Origin of the sequence: Bacillus sp. L_1B0_5, assembly GCF_000836715.1 — a bacterium.
Classification (GTDB): Bacteria; Bacillota; Bacilli; order Bacillales; family Bacillaceae_G; genus Bacillus_A; species Bacillus_A thuringiensis_S.
The window spans coordinates 125515-144280 of record NZ_JXIS01000001.1 but is presented as its reverse complement, the minus strand read 5'-3'; the positions used below and the strand labels follow the sequence as shown (position 1 = coordinate 144280).

Below are 18766 nucleotides of genomic sequence, written 5' to 3'. Positions count from 1 at the left end.
ATTTCCGCCTGCTATTGTAACTTAAATGGCTAAACATTCATCTCAAAAGGTTAACAATGTAGCTACTTTCTTACTCTCTGCCTTAGGTATATGACGCTGTTCTGCACGTAACACAGCAATACGATGTAATTCTTTCTCTTCTTCTGTTTCAGGGATAACACGCGGTACAGGAACTGGATTATTTTCCTTACTAAGTGCCACAAAAGTAACGAATGACGTTGCCGCTATACGCTTCTCACCTGAAATTAAATCTTCAGCCACTACCTTCACAAACACTTCCATCGAAGTTCTTCCCGTCCAAATTACGAAAGATTCATAACTTACACAATCTGAAGAACGAACAGGATGTAAGAAATCGACCCAGTCCATAGATGCTGTGACACATTCCTTTCTCGAATGTCTGGATGCTGAAATAGAAGCAACCATATCCATCTCCGCTAATATCTTCCCACCAAATAGCGTGTTATGATCATTTAAATCTGTTGGGAAGACTCGGCTCGTTTTGAACACCCTTGACTCATTGGCTGTTTTCCCCTTTACTTCTGTCATTGTTATCACCCCTTTAATGATTTATCCCTAATACTTCAATAATCACTATACTAAATGAACTACACGTTTAATATTAACAACATTCAGAACTTTTAGTCCACAAAAAAGAACCGATTTTATCAATCGGCTCCTCTAAATACATATTGTTCTTTCGGCTGTTCAACTTTATTCCATTTTGTTACTTCTAATACAGGAATATTCGCATGAAACGGCTGATAAAACTCAGTAGTTATCTCTCCTTCTACTTGAATCCAGTCATCATTATTCCACTCTACACCTTCTGGTTTTTTCACTAACATACCATACACACCAGAATCTGCTACGCAATGTATAATACCGAAACGGAATAAGAAGTATTGTTCTTTTTTAGAAGAATCATCTCTAAAAACAAACCCTTTAAAAGATAATTTTTTCCCAGTAAACTCGCCAGGATAATTATAAATTGTTTCCATACCCTTTAGGAAGTCTTCGTCTTTCAAATTAATATTATCCTTCGTAACAAACTCTTTCTTCCCTTTTTCCATTACACCGCGGTATCCTTCTTTCCCGTAATAAATGCTCGTATCAGGTCTTAGGAATTGTCTTGTCATAAATGGATCCTTACTTTCTGCTTGTGCAACAGGAAAGTGAAATCCTTTCGCTTTAACAATATCCGAATCTAACGTCGCAATTGGGAAAAATAACCCTGAGATAATTGGAAAACAAAACAATGAGTACGAAAATGCTTTTTTCCACCATGTATTCTCATCTTTTGAATGATCATGCCCACAATGGCTATGGTCACAACTACAATCATTTTTCTCTTTTTCCTTTTGGTGCTCTTTTTGGAAAACGACGATAATTTGTACAATCGTTAAGAAACCTAAAATAATTGCTGCTGTTGTTGATAAATAGGCATACTTCATATTGATATACTTCGTAATGTTACCGGAAATATGAAGCTGCGCAATTAATATTGTAAAACCTAATAATATATATGCTCGAAACATAACCTACCACCCCATCGCATAAATGAGTAGTGAGCTTGCATAAACAACAAGAGTAACTGTAACTGTAACAACAATTACAAATTTCGTTTTAAATGTCGCAAGCATCATAAACATATTTTTAATATCCACCATCGGTCCGTAAACGAGGAACGCGACAAGTGAAGCTGTTGAAAACGTACTTTGGAACGAAGAAGCGATAAATGCATCTGCCTCTGAACAAAGTGATAATATATAAGCAAGTCCCATCATAACAGCTGATGAAGAAAACGGACCTTGTCCAATAGCAAGAAGTGTTGAAGTTTGTACAAACGTTTGTACCGCTGCTGCAATTAACGCACCTAGTACTAAATATTTTCCCATCGAGAAAAATTCCTCAACAGCGTGTGTACATACATCCCACATTTTTTTACGTAACGGACGCTTATTATTCACTTCTGGGAAGTGATTATCTCTTAATTGATGTTCTTTAAACATAAAGGATAATATAATTCCAACGATAATTGCTACGATAATCGCTACAATAGAACGATACCATACCATGTGCATACTACTCCCAAAGGCAACGTATGTTGCAAATAAAACAACTGGATTAATGATTGGCCCAGTTAACATAAATGCAATACCCGCATATGGCGGAACCCCTTTTCCGATTAATCGTCTTACAATCGGAACAATTCCACATTCACAACCTGGAAACAACATGCCTAAAAAAGTAGCTAATAAAACAGACAGAAATCGGTTCTTCGGCATCCATTTAGCCACCATATCTTCTGTCACGAACATTTGAATGAATCCTGAAATAAATACACCAATTAGCACAAACGGAAGTGCTTCGATCAATATGGAGATAAAAATTGTATTCATTTGCAGGAATGCTTTCGGTAATTGAAACAATTCCATGATGTATTTCCTCCAACTTTTCATTAACAATATGTAATTTTAACCCCATTTCATTAATTGGACAAGGATTATATGGCATACATACCCTTTATATACATTACATTGTACAAGTTATATTCTATTCAAAATTTGAGATTTCATAGCAAAAAAGCTGCTCTAGCGTAGTTATATAACTATGCTAGAGCAGCTTTCTTATCGTTAAAAGTAACGTTTCTTCCAAAAAACAAAAGCTAACGTGAAAGATAGTGTTACACATATGATGAGTACAATTACAAAACCATGGGCTTCCCCTTCAAACGGAACCTTTACGTTCATTCCAAAGAAACTAGAAACCATCGTCGGTAAAGATAAAATGATCGTAATTGACGTTAACAATTTCATAACACTATTTAAATTATTTGATATAACGGAGCTAAAAGTATTCATCATTCCGCTTAAAATGTGACTATATATTTCCGCCATTTCAATAGCCTGTTTATTTTCAATTAATACATCTTCTAATAAATCTTGATCGTCTTCATACATTTTTAAAAATGTACTATTACGCATTAACTTTTGAATTACAATTTTATTAGCCTTTAATGACGTTGTAAAGTATACTAAACTTTTCTCAAGGCCCAATAATGTGAAAATCTCTTTATTTTTCATTGACTGATTTAATTGATGCTCTAAATCAATTGTTTTTCGATTTATTTGCTTTAAGTATCTTAAATAATAAGTAGAAATCGTATATAAGAGCTGAAGTGCAAAGCGTGTCTTCTTAAACGTATAAAATTCTTTAATACGTTGATTAATAAAACGTTCAAAAATTGGATTTTCTTCTAAGCAGATTGTAACAAAACAATCCGGCATCACAATCATACCTATTGGGATCGTGTCATAAATCGAATTTCCTTCTTCGTCATGTCTAACTGTCGGAATATCCACGATAATTAAAGTATTATTGTCTTCCTTTTCAATACGAGAGCGTTCTTCATCATCCAAAGGGTCTTTAATGAAATCTAAGTCTACATTTAAAGTTTGTACTAGATATTGAATTTCTTCTTCTGTTGGATGAAGTACATTAATCCAGCACCCCTTTTGCATTTCCTCAATCTCTTGTAGTTTTCCGTTTCGGTCTGTTAAATATATATTTAACATACTATCACCCCGATTCTTTTTACATGTAGGAATCTACCTCTCTTAAATAACAGTTTTTAAACCGCCATTCTCAGCATATGAAACATACGTTTAAATTTCAATAGAAAAATTATTTTGAAAACGTTTTTATAAGAAAAAAATTATAAAGTGAAACTTTAATCAGTGGGGGCTTCATCCCCCACTGATTATCAGCCCTCATCAATTGGGCTTTTACGAGCTGCCCGACCCCGACCTAACTTATTTGCTTTCGCTGAATTTTGAAGTCGGGATCTTACTGCGCGGAAAATAGCGAGATAAACATAGAAAAAGACAGAGTGCTCTCTGCCTTAAAAGCTTATGTTGCCTTTATAACATATTTAGAAAGCATCCACAAGTTAAACCCGACTGAAATCGTATAGCCCGCGTATGTTGAAATGATAAAACTTACATAATCGAAATACGGAAGCAATACAATATTTAAAACTATCTTCACAATAATTCCAATCACTAATCCTAGTACCGTCTTCTGCTGTTGATTGATTCCTTGTAGCATAGCAGCCGTTACTGTAAAAAGAGAAAATAGTATGCAAGCAGGAGCATAATACTGTAAAATGATTCTCCCCATCTCTGGATCATTTCCAGCACCGAATAAAAGAGTATATACAGGCTTGGCTAACACCATCATTCCAATTGCCGCCGGTACCGTAATCGCTACTACTAATACATTTGTTCTCGTAAAATGTTTGTACAATAGTTTCGTATTTCCTGCTGTGTAAGCTTTTGTCATCTCTGGTACAAGAGACATACTAAAAGCTGTCGCAACGGATACCGGGATGAGCACAACCATTTGAACAAGACCAATTATCGCATTAATTTTTTCCGCTTCTCCTTGCATATACCCTATTTGTATAAGTAGCTTATTAATTGTAAATGTATCAATCGTCTGATACAACGGAATTGCTAAGCCCACCACAACAAAGGGAATAGAATATGTAAAGAGCTCCTTATACAATGAGAAAAAAGATTTTGTTGTTTGTGGTATACTTTCGATCTCTTTTTTCTTTAAGTGCCTTCTCCTTCTTATATAATACGCACTTAGAACGGTTAATCCACCTATAGCACCCATAAATGCCCCAAACGTTGAAATACCAACCGCTAGCGAGACAGAAGCTTTTAAAACATATAAAACGACAAAGCTTCCTATTAGAATAGTTAAGACTCGAAAAAATTGCTCTACAACGACACTTAATGCAGAAGGTCCCATCGACTGGAACCCTTGAAAGAAGCCCCTTAATAAACTCATTACCGGTACAAGTATCAACGCAAAACTTACAATTTGAATATTATTTGTGACCGCTACTACACTATTTCCCGTTTGATCATTTCCATCGATTACAAGTTTAGCTAAATGTGGAGCTAGCATATATAAAGCAAAACACGAAATTACTCCCATTATAAACATAAACACAATTCCACTTTTCAATACTCTCTTAACCGTATGATAGTCATTCAGTTGATCATATTTTGATACCATCTTTGAAACAGCTAGCGGTAATCCCATCGTTGCTATGCTGAGCATGATGGTATAAGGGCGATATGCATATGTGTATAGAACGTAACCACTCGTACCGACCATCGCTGTAAATGGTATAACATATATAAACCCTAACATTTTTGATATCATCGTTGCCATCGTTAAAAATATCGTTCCACGTATAAACGGTGACCCTTTCATCACATTCCTCCGCTACGCTTTATTATTACACATTATGGACAACTCCTTTTCTTTAGAACCGAAACAAACAAAAAAAGCCAATGAACTATCATTGACTTTAGCGTGTTGTTTTTTTCTTTTTCAAATATTTTAAACCGAAGTATAGAGCAATAAAAAGAACCGCTCCTATAATTATGTAATGTGTGTAATCAGATGCATACTCTTTAATTTGTCGCCAATTCCCACCAAGTTTTTCACCTAAGTATATAAATAGAATTGACCATGGAATGATCGCTACAACCGTATAAAGTGTAAATAGTTTTAATGGCATCTTAGCTAGTCCTGCTGGAATAGAGATCGCATGACGTACTACTGGGATAAAGCGCGCAGAAAATATTACGCCTGCTCCATAACGCTTAAACCAACCTTCCGCTATGTCTAAATGGTGTTTATTAATAAGTAGATATTTCCCATATTTCTCTACAACCGGACGCCCTCCGTAGTATCCAAGCCAGTATAAAAAGATTTGCGCTAAAGTACCACCAATAGTTCCGGCGATAACTGCACCAACAAAACTAATTTTACCATCCGCTACTAAAAACCCAGCATAAGAAAGTACAATTTCACTTGGGATTACTTCAATCATTAAAGCAAGAGCTACTCCAAAGTACCCTAAGCTTGCAAAAAATTGCAATAACTGATCTATTATGTTTGCTAACATGTTCTTTTTTATCTCCTTTTTTCTTCACATACCATCCCATTATTACATAAAGGCTGCAATCTGCCAATATCTTCATTTTAACAATATGTACAATTCAAGCAGGATCAATCTATTAATTTCTCTTTCTGCGGGTCTTTCATGTAGGCAAACATCTCTTTAATTTGGTCTTCTGTATTTCTAGCAATTGATAAATTAGGCAATTCATTTTCACAAAAAAACTCCACCTCTTCTGTTTCGATGCTAGTTTTCTTTTCTCCACCAATAATCTCGCATCCAATGAAAATCTTATATACATGCGTCGCCGATGGAGATGGTTGATGTTTTTCTTTATCAAATATAGATAATAACTTAAAACGATCTACTTCATATCCTGTCTCTTCTAAAACTTCTTTCGCTGCAACTTCGGTTGGCGTATAACCGACATCAGCCCATCCACCTGGCAATGCCCATTTCCCATCACTTTTTTCTTTCACGAATAATAGCTTTTCATTTTGAAAAACAACTGCTCTTATATCAACTTTAGGTGTTTGATAGCCTGTCTCACTTGCAAATAATTTCTCTACGACTTCCCAATCTGTTTTCGTGTAATGTGACATCATTGAAATAGAAATATCTCGTAATTGCTGGAAACGCTCAATATCATACACATCCTTAGAATACGTTAAACCCGCTTGAGCTATAGATTGTATTTGTTTTACCCAATCAATCCATTTAATCGTCATATATCCGCATCCCCATTCTCTATCAAAGATATTATTTCATTTTTATTGATACATCTTTATTATACAAAAAAAAGAGATTGATAACGTTTCAATCTCTTTCAAAATTAATCCAATTCATGTAAGTGGTCTTGTATATACTTTCTTCTTTTATTTATATATTCATAAATCATATCAGCCTCTTGATCAAATGTTTCTAATTTTTCTTTCATATATGGATCTTGTAGTAAATATGGACGAATCAATTCACACAACCCTTCTACTTTCGGTCTCATAAACGAAACTGTAAATTGGTCTTCTAATATTTCTTCTAAAATACTTCGATACTGCTTTCTAAATACAGGTATGTCTAACAATCTTGCACTTAACGTGTTATACCCTTGAATACGAATATATTCATGATTAAGTGATCTCCCTTGTACATCTCGCCCCCAAGTCGCATCATAATCCCACGGTATAACTTCAAATAAATTTGTTTCATCATTATGATATAGTGCATAGTTATGAACGAAACCATCAAAGTTTTGCGTAAAAATAACTCCTGCTAACCATCGTAAATATTTATCGACATGTAGAAACTTCCCAATCTCTTTTTCATAGGCTTCCCTCGTCAAAGTATTCGCTTGAAATACAAATTCACTCAGTTGTTCTTCACTATTTTTATTCGAATATTTAAATTCATAACCCGCAAAGAGCTCTGTCTTAACATCTTTATCTCGCTCACTCATTAATGAAAAATTTGCATCATCATCTATCGCATAATAAATAGAACCACTCGGTAATCCTCTATTTTTCAAAAAGTTTTCATCAACCGATTCCAACTGTAAATATACACCTTGAATTTGACCATTAATTTTTATAAATACATGTTGTGACTTTGGTGAAAGTACACCAATGTCATGAAAAAAGTCTAGCGATAATTTATTTCGTATGAGAGACGGATCCATAAACTCAGAATTCAAATGAAACTCTTTCGCGCCTTGAAATTTTTTTGGTTTATAAAACATAACATGATAAGACTTTTTCTCAAATTCACGAATATGAGCCCCACGGTATACGATATCAATGTCATACTTCTTTTTTCCATAAGTTAATTTTGCTGGCACTGGACTATCTGACCAAATGTCTTTTTTCAATTCCACTAAGTACATTGGATGAACAAAAAAATCATATGAAGGCAGCATGTTTTCTCATCCCTTCTCAGTTCTCTTCCTTCAATGTATGCGCCTTGTCTTGTCCATACATCCGCTATCATCTATTTATAGAAAATTACACTCTTGTCCTGTTCAGAAAGACTTCATCTCTCATATCATGTTAAGGAAAAAGAATACCTTTTCAACTTAATACATGATAAGGAGGATTTCTATGAAACGTGATATTAGAAAAGCTGTTGAAGAAATCAAAAGTGCTGGGATGGAGGATTTCTTACACCAAGATCCAAGTACTTTTGAATGCGATGATGATAAATTCTCTCATCATAAATGTACTACAGACTGTAAATGTACTACAGGGCGTAAATGTCCAAGAACAAGATGTACTCGCGTGAAACATTGTACTTTCGTTACAAAATGTACGCATGTAAAAAAATGGACATTTGTTACGAAATGTACTCGTGTACGTGTTCAAAAATGGACGTTTGTTACGAAAGTGACACGTAGAAAAGAATGCGTTTTAGTTACAAAACGTACTCGCAGAAAACATTGCACTTTCGTTACAAAATGCATACGCTTTGAAAAGAAATTTTTCTGGACAAAACGAAGTTTCTGTAAAAAATGCGAATTCTTCCCTAACAGACACGGTCACTCTTGCGATGATTCATGGGATCATGGTAAAGACTGTCACGATGGCGGACACAAATGGGACGATTGCAAAGGCGGACATAAATTCCCATCTTGCAAAAATAAGAAATTCGATCACTTCTGGTATAAAAAACGTAACTGCTAGTTTTTATGCCACCAAAAAAGGCCGCCAAGCGGCCTTTTTTACATTCATTGAAAGTGACTTATGTCTGCAAATTGTTTCACTTTACCTTTACCATCTTCAAATTCTATTATGCTCAAACTGGCACTATGCATAAATGGATCATTCCATACATTTTCTATTTCAATTCCCGCAAAATACCCTACAAGTAATTTTGCTGCTGCCGCATGAGAAACAATCAATATATTTTGTCCTTTATGCTTTTCTAAAAGAAGCCTTATCCCTTCAATTACTCTTTCATAAACCGCCTCAAAATTTTCTCCTGATGTTGACTGAAAAAGATGTGGCTCATTCCAAAATAGATGTACTTCTTCTGGAAATTGCTTTTCTATATCCGCGATTGTTTGTCCTTCCCATATACCCATGTTGATTTCATAGAAATGCTCATCCGCTATAATGGGTATATCACGTTCCCCCTTTATTAACTCTGCCGTATGAAGTGTTCTTTCGCTCGGACTACTATAGATCGCATGGATTGGTAAATCTTTCATTCGATTCCCTAATTGTTTCGCCTGAACTATACCATTTTCAGTTAAAGCAGAATTTTTCCGTCCTTGCATTCGTTTCGCTACATTCCACTCTGTTTCACCATGCCTTGTTACATATATAGTTGTTTTCATTTCTTACTCCCCCTCACCATTTTGGTCGTAATTCCCACGGTTCAATTCTCCCTACAATCCACTCCGCTCGTTTACTTTCAATCCCTTTTATAACTCCATCAGCTATCTCTTCATGAGTAAGCCATCTTCCATATGTATCTTCTAAAATAAAACCTAGAATAATTCTACGATAACTACATCGCGTACTCCCTATTTTTTGTGCAGGCATACGTGATGCTTTACTACCTAAAATATGAAATAAACTATATGTTTTAGACGACAAATCTACTTCTTTACAAATATTTGATAGTGCATGCTTTGCACTTGTGTGTACCCATGCAACAACTAATGTGATCGGACCATTTTTCTCAATTGTACTTTTAATAGCTAGCTTTACATCTTCATCATTATGATAATCTAACGAAAGGCATGTAATATTTTCTGGTGCAGAACTCATTCGCTTAACATTTTCTAATTTCACTTCATCTCGCCCGATAATAGAAACATAAAATCCTTTCTCACAAAGCCACATAGAAACTTTCTTTAGCATTCCTGTTCCACCAATTACAAGTGCATGCAAATACTATCCCTCCCTAGTAAAATGAAACTTTAATCAGCGGGGAGGGGGGGGTGTTCATCCCCCACTGATTATTAGCCCTCACCAATCGGGGGCTTACTGCCCGTTAATGCGGAATAAAATGTCATATGAGGTTTCTCATCTCTATAATAATTTAAACGGTCTTGCAGTGTCCCTGAGTGAAACTCAAATTTATGACCGTCAGGATCAACAAAGTATATAGATTCACAATCTCTGATATCACGTTCTCTTCCTTGTAAAATATGAACATCATTTTCTTCTAATCGCTGTATTAAACATTCAAAGTCTTCTCGTTCAATAGAAAATGCTATGTGCGTATAGGATTGATGAATCTCATTTCTCGGAATATGCGCCTCTTCATTAAGCGCTATCCATACTCCACATATGTTAAAATAAGCTAATTTGCTTCCTTTAACTAATAATTCTCCTTCTAATACTTTTTCATAAAACATAATAGAGTTTTCTAAATTAGATACCGAAAAACAAATATGATTGATTCCCCTTAACAACTATAATTCCTCCTTATACAAATAAAAGATGAGCGAAAATTCACTCATCTTTTATTATACTATTTTTTTGTAATATATGCCCATTTATAACTGAAGTCCCCACCAAACGTATGATTAGCAATACCTTTTACAAATGGCTTCTCTAAATAAGCTGTACTTTGTTGGTACGTAGGAGAAATTGCTGCGTCTTGACCAATTAAGATTTTTTCAGCTTCCGCAAGTGCATTCCAGCGTGCTTTATCATCTTTTAATAGCTCTCCTTTTGATTTCGCTACTAAATCATCATACTTCGGATTAGAATAATCCATTTCATTAAATGAGCTTCCAGTAACAAACATATCAATATAAGTCATTGGATCCGGATAATCAGGGCTCCATGCAGATAATGAGAATTCATATTGGAATTTCTTTTCTAAATCTAGCTTCTGCTTGTATGGTTGCTGTTTCAAATTCACTTTAATACCAGGCAAGTTTTTCTCTAGTTCTTCCTTAATAAAGTCGCCCACTTTTTTACGGCTACCGTTATCATCGTTTAGTAATTCAACCGTAATTGTATCTTGACCAAGCTCTTTCTTAGCTTCTTCCCATAATTTTTTTGCTTTCTCTGCATTATCTTTACTATCACGGAAATTTTTATTTACAGTACGGAAATCTTTTCCATCCGGACCTGTCGTGAATTTTTCAGGTACTAAGAAATATGCTGGCAATGAACCATCATTTAAAATAACATCAGCAATTCCTTTTTTATCATATGCTAGATCAATTGCTTCACGTACTTTTTGGTTTTTAAATGTTGCATTTTTTTGGTTAAAACGCAAGAAATACATACGTGGATCTAACTTCGTTTTAAATTCATCTGGCTTATTCTTTTTATATTTATCAACAAATTCAGAAGTTAAAATAACTCGATCTGCTTGATCACTATCATATAAATTTACTCCCGTGCTTGTTTCCTTCACAATACTTACATTAATTTCGTCTAACTTTACAGTATCTTTATCCCAATAATTAGGGTTTTTCTTCAATTGATAATTTTGTTCATGTTTCCATTGACTCATTGTAAATGGCCCATTATATACTAATTTATCTGCTTCTAATCCGTATTTATCTCCTTGCTCTTTCACATATTTTTCATTTAATGGGAAAAATGTAGGGAATGATGTAAGCTCAAGAAAATAAGGTGCTGGTTGCTCTAATTCTACTACCAACGTTTTATCATCCTTCGCTTTAACACCCAATTGATCTGATGGTAATTCTCCTTTATTTACTTTCTGTGCATTTTTCACATCAAATAAAATGAATGCATATTCTGCCGCTGTTGCTTTATCTAATGTACGTTGCCATGCATATACAAAATCTTGTGCTCGAACTGGATCACCATTTGACCATTTCGCATCACGCAATTCAAATGTATATGTCTTTTTATCTTCACTAATCTTCACATCTTTTGCCATGCCTGGTGTTGGTTTATTATCTTTATCTAGACGATATAAACCTTCCATTGCATTTACAAATACACGGAAAGATACAGAATCCGTTGATTTAGATGTATCCATTGAAGGAATTTCAGCTGTTTCTAGTAAATTTAAAACTTGTTTATCTGCCATTCCCTTATTCGATTCTTTCTTCGTTGTCGAAGCCTTCTCACCATTCCCACATCCTGCAACCAATACACTCGTCGTTAATGCAAGTGCAGCAATTGTTGTTGTCTTTCTCTTCATTCTTCCTTCCCCCAATCTATATGTATAAGTTAAATCCTATATAATATATTTTATTATACAAAAGATTCTGATTATTTTAAATATTTATTTTGACAAACATAAAAAAAGCGGTTAGAAATTTCCTTCCAACCGCTTTTTTGAATAGCATTTACTTGTAATCCATCCTCTATATCAAATGGATTTTGAACCTTAAATATTTCGCCCATCATCTTCAAAAACTCTTCTTCAGTTTTAGATTCACCATTAACCGTAAGTGAGTATGGTTCCACTTCACCCAATTTATAATCGACAACAAATTGAATCGCCACCTTTTGCCCTGGCACCTCGGCGTTATATCCTTGGAATTCTACTAATTCTAACCCTTCCGTTCCACGATAATATATCCAACCTGAATTTTGAAAATAATTTTCGAAAGATTCACCTATTGAAAAGAAAGGATATTCATAAAGCGAGCTTGTACGAACCTTTTGAATAACGTCTCGATCAGTCGGAAAAAAGAAATGACTAAAAAATATGCTAGCAACTGCTAAAATAGTAACAATTGTCGCTCCCATTTTGCTCGTTCCGCCACTATCATGAATGAGATAGTTTTCAACTGATTTATCTTTTATTTCTCTTGCTTTTATTCGGTATATACGTCTTTCCGCAAATTGATAGTATAATCCATTTGAAAAAATCCCCATTCCAAACAGAATAAAAATGAGTAATAAAAACGTAAGAGGCACCATATTAACGATTGGCAATGCTACATTAAATCCCATATAATACGAAAATGCATCACACGCTATTAATAACAACATAAATAAAGCAGCTGGTACATAATACTTACGATATCCTAGCCAGCCTATATTGAAAATAGTAGCCCAACCATTCCAGCTCCACCTAGCAATCCGCTTATTCTCAAGCTCCCATTTCCTTTTGTAATACGGATATTGTCTCCCTACATATACTTCTAGTTCTTTATCTATTAACGAGCTACCTTCATCTTGTTCATTATCCAAGTTTCGCTGACAACTTGCACAATTTAACTGTTCCTCCTCGCAAGGTTGCCCACAATTTATACATTTCAAAACAATCCCTCTTCCCATCCATTCGTCATTTCAAAATACCTTCGTGTTTTAATAACCACTCTTTCCTCCATAAACCACCGGCATATCCAACAAGCTTTCCACTCTTTCCTATTACACGATGACATGGAACGATTATTGAAATTGGATTCCGACTATTTGCCCCTCCTATTGCCCGTACAGCTTTTGTATTTCCAACCTTCTCTGCAATATCCAAATATGAAGCACTTACGCCGTATGGAATAGTATAAAGTGCATCCCATACATTTTTTTGAAATGCTGTCCCCTCAGCAGACAGCGAAACCGTAAACTCTTTTCTTTTCCCTTTAAAATATTCATCTAACTCATTTATACATTGTTCTATCATTTCATTTTTATTTTCTTCTTGTCGTTCATCAACAAATATAACAGACGTAATTCCTTCTTGATTCGCTGTAATTTCAAGCAAACCTACTTCGCTTTCATAATAAGCCTGGTACATATGTCATCCTCCAATTCGGTTCATATTAGTCATTGTAACACGAATAAACAAAATTTTTCGTATAAGCGTTTTATTAGAGAAACAAAAAAGAGAATGGTAAAATATAAGAAAATTCAATCAAGGAGGCTATTTGATGAATTCCAAGCTTTTTTCACCTTATACAATTAAGAACGTTACACTAAAAAATCGTATCGTTATGTCACCTATGTGTATGTATTCATCGGGGAATGAGGATGGTAGCGTTACGAATTTTCATCTCATTCATTATGGAACTCGCGCTGCTGGCCAAGTAGGTTTAGTTATGGTTGAAGCAACTGCGGTGTTAGCTGAAGGACGAATTTCTAACAAAGACTTAGGCATTTGGGATGACAACCTAATTGAAGGCTTACATAAAACGACTACTTTTATACATGATAACGGTGCGAAAGTTGCCATTCAACTCGCTCACGCCGGAAGAAAAGCTGAATTAGATACGAATGCTTTCGCTCCTTCTGCAATTCCTTTTAATGATACGATGAAAATACCAGTAGAAATGAATATACAGCAAATCAAAGAGACTATATTAGCTTTTCAGAAGGCCGCGTTACGTTCAAAACAAGCCGGATTTGATGTTATCGAACTACATGGTGCTCACGGTTACCTTATTAATGAATTCCTATCACCACTTACTAATAAACGAACGGATGAATACGGCGGCTCACCTGAAAACCGATATCGTTTCTTACGCGAAATCATCGACTCTGTAAATGAAGTTTGGGACGGACCAATATTCGTTCGTATTTCAGCAAATGATTATCATCCTGACGGGCTTACAGTTCAAGATTATGTTCAGTATACAAAGTGGATGAAAGAACAGGGAATAGATTTAATCGATTGTAGTTCTGGTGCAGTTGTACCAGCACATATTGATGTGTATCCTGGTTACCAAGTACAATACGCCAAACATATTAAAGAGCATACTAAGATTGCAACTGGTGCAGTCGGATTGATTACGACTGGGTCACAAGCAGAGCAAATTTTAAATAATAACGAAGCAGATTTAATTTTCATCGGACGTGAATTACTTCGCAATCCGTACTTCCCAAGAATAGCGGCCAATGAACTTGGCTTTGAATTGCAAGAACCTCACCAATATAAGCGAGCACCAGGAAAAATTCATACGAATAAATAAAACCGAGAAGTCATTCTTCTCGGTTTTATTTATTCTATCGTTGTAATTTCATTTGAATTATAAGTATGGATACCCGATTCTTCTCGCAGCGCGGTTATATACATCCCTTTCGCCACATCTTTAGCTGAAATTGGTTTATACTTTTTGAAAGCCCCTTTAAAAATAAAAGGAATAATACGAGATAACTTTTCAGCCATTCGTTCGCCGAAACGAAATTCTTGTCGGTTTCCTACTAATAATGATGGTCTAAAAATGTGAATACCACCGATCACTAACTTTTGCAATTCTTCTTCCATTTTTCCTTTCACTTGTGAATAAAAGAAAAATGATTTAGGATTCGCTCCCATAGAAGACACAACAAGGAAATTTTGCACCCCTTGTTTTTCAGCTAAACAAGCAGCTCGTAACGTATATTCATAATCTACTTTTTTAAAATTTGCTTTTGTTTTTGCTTTTTTTATTGTTGTTCCTAAGCAACTAAAAACATCATCCACAGCAAAGAACTCTTTATATTCCTCTAATACCGAAAAATCAACTTGTTTCTGCTGTAACTTCTCATGTTGCAATTGCATTGGCTCTCTTACAAAAATAGTAACCGAATCGTAGTAATCTGATTCAAGTAATAGACGCGTTATCTCTTGTCCAACTAAACCACTTGCACCAAGTATTAACGCTGTTCGCTTATTCATATATGCATATACCTCTTATTTTACTTTTCTCTCCTTCAGTAAAATACAACCTTTAGGAGTTTCCTGCTCTTATTTTACCACAAGTAAAACACTATGCGTACGCATAGTGTTTTACTCACTCTTTTTTCTCATCTCTCTCTTGTAATTTCGTTATTGTTGTAGCGTCCCCTAAATTACTTATTAATCTTCTTAAAAAAATTAATACGAAAGATAATGGCAATACTACCGCTAATATTAATAAAATAGCTTCCATTAAGTAACCCAAGCGCTCATCCCCCTCTTTAACCTCCTTTTCAATATATGAAAACAGCGTTGTCACATATGCATGCATTTGCAAAAATAATACACTTATATTTGACAACTTTATAACAAAAACAAATCGGAATGATTATTATTTATTGCAACTTTATTAAAGATGTATTATACTAAGTTCGCAAACTAAAACGTAATTATTCCGTTTTGTATTAAAATGATATTTTTCTTCTATAATTGGGGAAAATATATCCGTAAAAAAGAAAAGAGGAGAACTTCATGCCTAAAAGATTGACTATATTTTCATTCTTACTTATTTTTACCTTAATTTTCGCTGGCTGCTCAAATAAAAAAGAAAGTAATGCCAAGAAAGATGGAAAGCTAACAGTTTATACAACAATTTTCCCACTTGCTGATTTCGCAAAGAAAATCGGTGGCGACTATGTAAATGTTGAAGCAATTTACCCACCTGGTGCAGATTCACATACATTTGAACCAAGTCAAAAACAAACAGTACAAGTTGCAAAAGCCGATTTATTCGTTTATAACGGCGCTGAATTAGAACCATTTGCTGAAAAAATGGAAAAAACATTACAAAAAGAAAATGTTAAAATTGTAAATGCATCTCAAGGTATTGAGCTTCGTGCTTCTACTGAAGAAGAGCATCATGATCATGGAGATGGCCATAAAGAAGATGAACACCATCACGATAAAGACCCGCATATTTGGTTAGACCCTACTCTAGCAATGAAACAGGCAGAAAAAATTAAAAATGCACTTGTAGAATTACAACCTGAACATAAACAAGAATTCGAAAAAAACTTCGCAGCACTTCAAACTAAATTTACTGATTTAGACGATCAATTTAAGGCAGCTGTAGCGAACGCAAAAACGAAAGAAATTTTAGTTTCTCATGCTGCCTATGGTTACTGGGAACAACGATACGGCCTAAAACAAATTCCTATCGCTGGAATTTCAGCTTCTGATGAACCATCTCAAAAACAGCTTGCTGATATTACAAAAACAGTAAAAGAACATAATCTAAAATATATTTTATTCGAAACTTTCTCTACTCCAAAAGTAGCATCTGTTATTCAAAAAGAAACTGGTACAAAAGTTTTACGCTTAAATCACTTAGCTACTGTTTCTGAAGATGATGCAAAAAATAATAAAGATTACTTCACTTTAATGGAAGAAAACGTAAACACATTGAAAGAAGCAACAAACTAATCCATTATATTTTCTAGGCAGCTGAATCTAGTATTCAGCTGCCTTTTTATGTATTTATCCTTGACTTGACCAAAATAACAAGTAAAATTATCCATATTAGCTTTAAAGCTATATTAATTTAGAAGGTGAGTTGGAATTATGAATCTTCACATTTGTGAAGTAACAGCAAAAAATTGGCGTTCAGTAGTTGCCTTAGACGTCGCAAAAGATCAGCAACAATTTATTGAAAGTAATGCGTTTTCTTTAGCAGAATCATTATATGAAGGAAACGGAACGTCAGTAGGTTTATATGATGGAGAAACACTTGTAGGTTATGCAATGTATGGATGGTATTCAATAAAACATAAAAGCGTATGGCTCGATCGCTTTATGATTGACCAACAATATCAAGGGAAAGGATACGCAAAACGTTTCCTTCACTTACTCATTCAATTCTTACAAGAAAAATTTGAATGCAAAATAATTTACTTAAGTTTACATCCAGACAACAAACTTGCAATGGGACTTTATGAATCATTTGGTTTCCGATTAAATGGTGATATTGATGATGAAGGTCCAGTTGTAGGTGTTGTAATGGAGTTACTAATAGACGAAAATACAAGCCTGTGAAAACAGGCTTTTTATTATACATGTATCAATTTTTAGTTTCTTTCCCTTATTTAATTCTGTTTTGTAATCTAATAGAATGCTCATAAAAAATAAGCCTGCAATTTACGCAGACTTATTTCACACACTCTTCAAAATGTTCTTGGAACCACTCTTTATTAATATCTCTTCCGATGAAAACTACTTCACTTATACGCTTTTCGCCCTCTTGCCACTCTCTATCGTACGAAGCGGCAAATAACGTATGTACACCTTGGAAAACGATACGTTTATCTACTCCGTCTATCGATAAAATTCCTTTGTAACGATATAAATATTCTCCTAGCTCTTGAACGACAGCTGCCATCCACTCATTAAGCTTTTGTAAATCCAGCGGACGTTCTTCACGTAATACAAATGATTTCACACCTTCTAAGTGGTTATGTTCTTTATGAGGGTAAATTTGCAACGTATCTTTCGTTTTAAACGTTTGGATTTGTAATAAAAATGGTATATCTACCTCACAGTTAGTCGCCTCAATTAACTTTGCAGTCGGGTTAATTCCTTGAATTTCATGCAAGAGATTTTCTTTCTCACTCTCTTCAATTAAGTCTAATTTATTTACTAAAACGACATCAGCAAACGCAATTTGCTCTTTTGCTTCTAATCCTTTTTCAAAATGTTTATGTATATGATAACTATCTACCACCGTTACAACACCATTAATTTGGTATGCAGATTGAATGACTGGATCTAAAAAGAATGTTTGAATAATCGGCCCTGGATTTGCAAGGCCAGTCGTTTCAATTACTAAACCATCAAAATCCATTTTCCCTTCCGCTTTTACGTCCAGTAACTGTTTTAAAGCAACGAGTAAATCTTCACGTACAGTACAGCATAAACAGCCATTTGTCATTTCCATAATTTCTTCTTCTACATTCATAATCAACTGATTATCAATGCCAATTTGCCCTATTTCATTTACAATCACCGCTAATTTCTTACCGTGATTTTCTGATAAAATACGATTTAATAAAGTCGTTTTCCCTGATCCAAGAAAACCAGTTAATATTGTTACTGGAATCATTTCGTACATCTCCTTCTAGCTATATGTTTCTACATTATAGCATATGAACACTCCCCCACTTAGCAAATCTTGAAGTGGGGGTTTCT

General features: G+C 34.7%; 21 protein-coding genes. 4 read left to right on the top strand and 17 right to left on the bottom strand.

Features of this window, described 5'->3' with window-relative positions:
* Positions 1 to 42 precede the first annotated feature (42 nt).
* From RT27_RS00720 to cotH, 8 genes are all read right to left on the bottom strand, one after another.
* Positions 43 to 549, bottom strand: coding sequence for an acyl-CoA thioesterase (locus RT27_RS00720; RefSeq protein WP_043935054.1), 507 nt, complete (start codon positions 547 to 549; stop codon positions 43 to 45).
* Between the two features lie 119 nt (positions 550 to 668).
* Entirely contained in the window at positions 669 to 1538 is an 870-nt protein-coding gene (locus RT27_RS00715; protein WP_000488059.1) for a TIGR03943 family protein, read from the bottom strand.
* A 3-nt stretch (positions 1539 to 1541) separates the two neighbouring features.
* A complete protein-coding gene (locus RT27_RS00710) occupies positions 1542 to 2438 on the bottom strand; it encodes a permease (protein ID WP_016081955.1) in 897 nt (298 codons plus the stop codon).
* Between the two features lie 198 nt (positions 2439 to 2636).
* Positions 2637 to 3578, bottom strand: coding sequence for a magnesium transporter CorA family protein (locus RT27_RS00705; RefSeq protein WP_000932389.1), 942 nt, complete (start codon positions 3576 to 3578; stop codon positions 2637 to 2639).
* 334 nt (positions 3579 to 3912) lie between these two features.
* The gene (locus tag RT27_RS00700) at positions 3913 to 5292 is read right to left on the bottom strand and encodes a polysaccharide biosynthesis protein (RefSeq protein ID WP_043935053.1); all 1380 of its coding nucleotides are present in this window, start codon (positions 5290 to 5292) and stop codon (positions 3913 to 3915) included.
* Between the two features lie 97 nt (positions 5293 to 5389).
* Positions 5390 to 5992 carry a DedA family protein gene (locus tag RT27_RS00695; RefSeq protein WP_000880690.1) on the bottom strand — a complete coding sequence of 201 codons (603 nt, stop codon included), beginning with the start codon at positions 5990 to 5992 and terminating at the stop codon, positions 5390 to 5392.
* Positions 5993 to 6096: 104 nt separating this feature from the next.
* Positions 6097 to 6714, bottom strand: a complete 618-nt coding sequence (locus RT27_RS00690) for an NUDIX hydrolase (protein WP_016081957.1) — start codon at positions 6712 to 6714, stop codon at positions 6097 to 6099.
* A 104-nt stretch (positions 6715 to 6818) separates the two neighbouring features.
* On the bottom strand, positions 6819 to 7895 hold the full coding sequence (gene cotH, locus RT27_RS00685) for a spore coat protein CotH (RefSeq protein ID WP_043935052.1): 1077 nt from the start codon (positions 7893 to 7895) through the stop codon (positions 6819 to 6821).
* A gap of 181 nt (positions 7896 to 8076) precedes the next feature.
* Here cotH and exsB point away from each other — a divergent pair, with 181 nt between their 5' ends.
* Positions 8077 to 8655 carry an exosporium protein ExsB gene (gene exsB / locus RT27_RS00680; RefSeq protein WP_016081958.1) on the top strand — a complete coding sequence of 193 codons (579 nt, stop codon included), beginning with the start codon at positions 8077 to 8079 and terminating at the stop codon, positions 8653 to 8655.
* Positions 8656 to 8699: 44 nt separating this feature from the next.
* Here the strand turns inward: exsB and RT27_RS00675 are convergent, their stop codons facing one another.
* From RT27_RS00675 to RT27_RS00650, 6 genes are all read right to left on the bottom strand, one after another.
* On the bottom strand, positions 8700 to 9311 hold the full coding sequence (locus tag RT27_RS00675) for a phosphoserine phosphatase 1 (RefSeq protein WP_016081959.1): 612 nt from the start codon (positions 9309 to 9311) through the stop codon (positions 8700 to 8702).
* Positions 9312 to 9324: 13 nt separating this feature from the next.
* Positions 9325 to 9870, bottom strand: coding sequence for a short-chain dehydrogenase (locus RT27_RS00670; protein WP_016081960.1), 546 nt, complete (start codon positions 9868 to 9870; stop codon positions 9325 to 9327).
* A 71-nt stretch (positions 9871 to 9941) separates the two neighbouring features.
* The gene (fosB, locus tag RT27_RS00665; protein ID WP_016081961.1) at positions 9942 to 10397 is read right to left on the bottom strand and encodes a FosBx1 family fosfomycin resistance bacillithiol transferase; all 456 of its coding nucleotides are present in this window, start codon (positions 10395 to 10397) and stop codon (positions 9942 to 9944) included.
* A gap of 59 nt (positions 10398 to 10456) precedes the next feature.
* Positions 10457 to 12118 (bottom strand): peptide ABC transporter substrate-binding protein, encoded by a 1662-nt coding sequence (locus RT27_RS00660; protein ID WP_016081962.1) that lies wholly within the window; start codon positions 12116 to 12118, stop codon positions 10457 to 10459.
* A gap of 71 nt (positions 12119 to 12189) precedes the next feature.
* Positions 12190 to 13188 carry a DUF2628 domain-containing protein gene (locus RT27_RS00655; RefSeq protein ID WP_043935051.1) on the bottom strand — a complete coding sequence of 333 codons (999 nt, stop codon included), beginning with the start codon at positions 13186 to 13188 and terminating at the stop codon, positions 12190 to 12192.
* 25 nt (positions 13189 to 13213) lie between these two features.
* On the bottom strand, positions 13214 to 13666 hold the full coding sequence (locus tag RT27_RS00650) for a methylated-DNA--[protein]-cysteine S-methyltransferase (RefSeq protein WP_016081964.1): 453 nt from the start codon (positions 13664 to 13666) through the stop codon (positions 13214 to 13216).
* A 133-nt stretch (positions 13667 to 13799) separates the two neighbouring features.
* On the opposite strand from RT27_RS00650, the gene namA reads away from it, so the two are divergent.
* On the top strand, positions 13800 to 14837 hold the full coding sequence (namA, locus tag RT27_RS00645) for an NADPH dehydrogenase NamA (protein WP_016081965.1): 1038 nt from the start codon (positions 13800 to 13802) through the stop codon (positions 14835 to 14837).
* Between the two features lie 29 nt (positions 14838 to 14866).
* Here namA and RT27_RS00640 read toward each other — a convergent pair whose 3' ends face one another.
* Both RT27_RS00640 and RT27_RS35055 read right to left on the bottom strand, forming a co-directional pair.
* Positions 14867 to 15526, bottom strand: a complete 660-nt coding sequence (locus tag RT27_RS00640; RefSeq protein ID WP_001042736.1) for an oxidoreductase — start codon at positions 15524 to 15526, stop codon at positions 14867 to 14869.
* Positions 15527 to 15641: 115 nt separating this feature from the next.
* Positions 15642 to 15791 (bottom strand): hypothetical protein, encoded by a 150-nt coding sequence (locus tag RT27_RS35055; protein WP_000540932.1) that lies wholly within the window; start codon positions 15789 to 15791, stop codon positions 15642 to 15644.
* A 266-nt stretch (positions 15792 to 16057) separates the two neighbouring features.
* Between RT27_RS35055 and RT27_RS00630 the strand changes: the two genes are divergently transcribed.
* Complete coding sequence (locus RT27_RS00630) at positions 16058 to 17008, top strand: metal ABC transporter substrate-binding protein (protein ID WP_016081966.1); 951 nt, start codon at positions 16058 to 16060, stop codon at positions 17006 to 17008.
* A 138-nt stretch (positions 17009 to 17146) separates the two neighbouring features.
* Positions 17147 to 17617: a GNAT family N-acetyltransferase gene (locus RT27_RS00625; protein WP_016081967.1), complete on the top strand. Its 471-nt coding sequence runs from the start codon at positions 17147 to 17149 to the stop codon at positions 17615 to 17617.
* A gap of 112 nt (positions 17618 to 17729) precedes the next feature.
* On the opposite strand, the gene RT27_RS00620 is transcribed toward RT27_RS00625, so the two are convergent.
* The gene (locus RT27_RS00620; RefSeq protein ID WP_043935050.1) at positions 17730 to 18680 is read right to left on the bottom strand and encodes a GTP-binding protein; all 951 of its coding nucleotides are present in this window, start codon (positions 18678 to 18680) and stop codon (positions 17730 to 17732) included.
* Between the last annotated feature and the right edge of the window lie 86 nt (positions 18681 to 18766).

Bases quoted from the DNA above. Each gene is read 5' to 3' on its own strand.
- RT27_RS00720 (WP_043935054.1), bottom strand. From the start codon at position 549: ATGACAGAAGTAAAGGGGAAAACAGCCAATGAGTCAAGGGTGTTCAAA.
- RT27_RS00715 (WP_000488059.1), bottom strand. From the start codon at position 1,538: ATGTTTCGAGCATATATATTATTAGGTTTTACAATATTAATTGCGCAG.
- RT27_RS00710 (WP_016081955.1), bottom strand. From the start codon at position 2,438: ATGGAATTGTTTCAATTACCGAAAGCATTCCTGCAAATGAATACAATT.
- RT27_RS00705 (WP_000932389.1), bottom strand. From the start codon at position 3,578: ATGTTAAATATATATTTAACAGACCGAAACGGAAAACTACAAGAGATT.
- RT27_RS00700 (WP_043935053.1), bottom strand. From the start codon at position 5,292: ATGAAAGGGTCACCGTTTATACGTGGAACGATATTTTTAACGATGGCA.
- RT27_RS00695 (WP_000880690.1), bottom strand. From the start codon at position 5,992: ATGTTAGCAAACATAATAGATCAGTTATTGCAATTTTTTGCAAGCTTA.
- RT27_RS00690 (WP_016081957.1), bottom strand. From the start codon at position 6,714: ATGACGATTAAATGGATTGATTGGGTAAAACAAATACAATCTATAGCT.
- cotH (WP_043935052.1), bottom strand. From the start codon at position 7,895: ATGCTGCCTTCATATGATTTTTTTGTTCATCCAATGTACTTAGTGGAA.
- exsB (WP_016081958.1), top strand. From the start codon at position 8,077: ATGAAACGTGATATTAGAAAAGCTGTTGAAGAAATCAAAAGTGCTGGG.
- RT27_RS00675 (WP_016081959.1), bottom strand. From the start codon at position 9,311: ATGAAAACAACTATATATGTAACAAGGCATGGTGAAACAGAGTGGAAT.
- RT27_RS00660 (WP_016081962.1), bottom strand. From the start codon at position 12,118: ATGAAGAGAAAGACAACAACAATTGCTGCACTTGCATTAACGACGAGT.
- RT27_RS00650 (WP_016081964.1), bottom strand. From the start codon at position 13,666: ATGTACCAGGCTTATTATGAAAGCGAAGTAGGTTTGCTTGAAATTACA.
- namA (WP_016081965.1), top strand. From the start codon at position 13,800: ATGAATTCCAAGCTTTTTTCACCTTATACAATTAAGAACGTTACACTA.
- RT27_RS00640 (WP_001042736.1), bottom strand. From the start codon at position 15,526: ATGAATAAGCGAACAGCGTTAATACTTGGTGCAAGTGGTTTAGTTGGA.
- RT27_RS00630 (WP_016081966.1), top strand. From the start codon at position 16,058: ATGCCTAAAAGATTGACTATATTTTCATTCTTACTTATTTTTACCTTA.
- RT27_RS00625 (WP_016081967.1), top strand. From the start codon at position 17,147: ATGAATCTTCACATTTGTGAAGTAACAGCAAAAAATTGGCGTTCAGTA.
- RT27_RS00620 (WP_043935050.1), bottom strand. From the start codon at position 18,680: ATGATTCCAGTAACAATATTAACTGGTTTTCTTGGATCAGGGAAAACG.